Source organism: uncultured Meiothermus sp., from assembly GCF_937863175.1.
In the GTDB taxonomy this organism is placed as follows: Bacteria; Deinococcota; Deinococci; order Deinococcales; family Thermaceae; genus Meiothermus.
Genome location: NZ_CALMCQ010000126.1, coordinates 1 through 2,226, shown reverse-complemented (window position 1 = coordinate 2,226; position 2,226 = coordinate 1). Strand labels below are relative to the sequence as shown.

Sequence of the window (2,226 nt, the reverse complement as noted above, 5' to 3'; positions counted from 1 at the left end):
GTGCAGTTCCAGCGGGTCGTGGCCGAAAACCTGCCGATCATTTACACGGTAGCCCCGGCCTACAACCCGGCCCGCCTGGCCCGTCTGGGCGGCCTGTTCGGCAAAGAAGATCTCAACTCTTTTGTTGGACAGTTCCCCTACATCGAGACCGTTTTTGCCAAGGAGTAGCAGCTAGCCTGGGCAGGGGGTGGTGCGTGCCACCCCTTGCCTTCCCATGAGCTTGCTTTAGTGCTTGATCCCATGAGGCCCTATGTTCGGCTATATCGTAAGGCGTTTGTTCCAACTCGTTCCCACTTTTTTAGGGGCCACCCTGCTGGCGTTTTTGGTGATTCAGTTAGCACCGGGGGATTTTGTAACCCGCCTCGAGCTCGACCCCACCCAGACCCGTGAGTCCATCGCCGAACTGCGCCAGCAGTTTGGCCTCGATCAATCCATGCCGGTGCAGTACGCCAAATGGCTATCGGGTATCATGCAGGGCTATCTGGGTTTGTCGCTTTCCTATAAAACCGATGTTTGGAGTGTAATCGGGCCGCGCATCCTCAACTCGTTGGTGCTGGTCTTGCTGGCAACCCTGGTCATCTATATGGTGGCCATTCCAATTGGGGTCTACTCGGCGGTCAACAAATATACCTTATCGGATCGTACCTTTACTGTGCTGGCCTTTCTGGGCCTGGCTGTACCCAATTTTTTCTTTGGGCTAATTATGCTGTTTCTGGCGGTCTGGCTTGACGATCTGACCGCTATGCGCATCCTGCCCATTGGGGGGATGACCACCGAGTTTGTTCATATCGGCAACCTGACCCGTGCAGCCCAGTGGCTACTGGTTCCGCTGCTGGTGGGCCTGATTGCGCTGGCTGCGCTGGTCTGGCAACGCCACCGCAAGCATCGGCCGGTGCCCTTTAGCTGGAATCTGGGGGTGTGGCTACTGGGCTTTGGCACAATTGCCTTGTTGTTCCCGTTCTTTCAAGGGCCGGGGCTGCCCCAGAGCATGCCCTACACCGATGCGCCATTTTGGGCCAGAGCCACCAATGTTTTGTGGCATGCGGTACCCGTGGTGATTGTGGTTGCTACCGCAGGACTGGCTGGGCTGATACGGGTGATGCGGGGGCAGATGCTGGATGTGCTTTCTCAGGACTATATCCGGACTGCTCGCTCCAAAGGTTTGAACGAGCGGGTGGTAATCTACAAGCATGCGCTTCGCAACGCGGTAATCCCCTTTATTGCCGGGATCGGGGGCCTGTTGCCTGCTCTGATCGGTGGGGCGGGTCTGGTCGAGGTAGTGATGGCCTGGCCAGGGATTACCCCAGCGCTGCTGGAGGCCATCTCGGCTATTGACGTGTATGTAATTATGGGCCTTATCACCATCACCACCCTGTTGCTGATCGTAGGCAATCTGGTGTCTGATCTCTTGCTGGCGTGGGTAGACCCGCGAATCCGGTACAGCTAGGGGGGTAGGATGTGACTGGTCGAGCCAAAGTGAAAACAACCCCCGCCCAGCTAGGCAACCGAACCTTCTTTCAGCAAGCCTGGATTCGCTTCCGGCGGCATCAGCTAGCACGCCTGGGAGCGGCAGTGTTGCTGGTGCTCTACCTGGGAGCCCTTTTCGCCGATTTTCTGGCCCCCTATCCCGAGGCCAAAAGCTTCCGGGGTTTCTCCTATGCAACCCCCACTCAAATTTTCTGGCGGGACGAGAACGGCTCGCTCACCAGACCCCATGTCTGCGCCTCCGAGCGGCGGCGCAACCCCGAGACCTTCAAGGTGGAAGTAATCACCGACTGTGAGAAGGGTCGCTACCCGATCTACTTTTTTACCAGGGGAGAACCCTACCGCTTTTTGGGCCTGATTCCCTCCGATCTGCGTTTGATGGGAGGCCCCTGGCTGCTGGAAGAAAGAGCCACCCTGTTTTTGTGGGGCGCGGACGACTTTGGCCGCGATATATGGGGCCGTATCTGGTTTGGAGCTCGTATCAGCCTGACCATAGGCATCTTTGCGGTAGCCCTGGCTCTGTTAATTGGTATCTTTATGGGCAGTATTTCCGGCTTTTTTGCCGGACGTCCCGCTACTTTTAGCATCGGTCTTGCCAATCCAGAGTTCTGGCGCTTTTTGGGCAAGAGTCCCCCACTGAGCCACCTTATAGCGGCAGGGGGCATTGCGCTGATTGGGTTGGTGGGCTGGTGGGTCGTGCAGGGTTATAACACGTATATTGTTCCCAACCTGCAAAACCTG

General features: G+C 57.1%; 1 protein-coding gene and 1 pseudogene. Both read left to right on the top strand.

Annotation, left to right across the window (positions count from 1 at the left end; translation table 11 throughout):
* Positions 1 to 250 precede the first annotated feature (250 nt).
* Positions 251 to 1,447 carry an ABC transporter permease gene (locus Q0288_RS05225; RefSeq protein ID WP_299428222.1) on the top strand — a complete coding sequence of 399 codons (1,197 nt, stop codon included), beginning with the start codon at positions 251 to 253 and terminating at the stop codon, positions 1,445 to 1,447.
* Positions 1,448 to 1,476: 29 nt separating this feature from the next.
* Positions 1,477 to 2,226: pseudogene (locus Q0288_RS05220) on the top strand (ABC transporter permease); the annotation flags it as partial.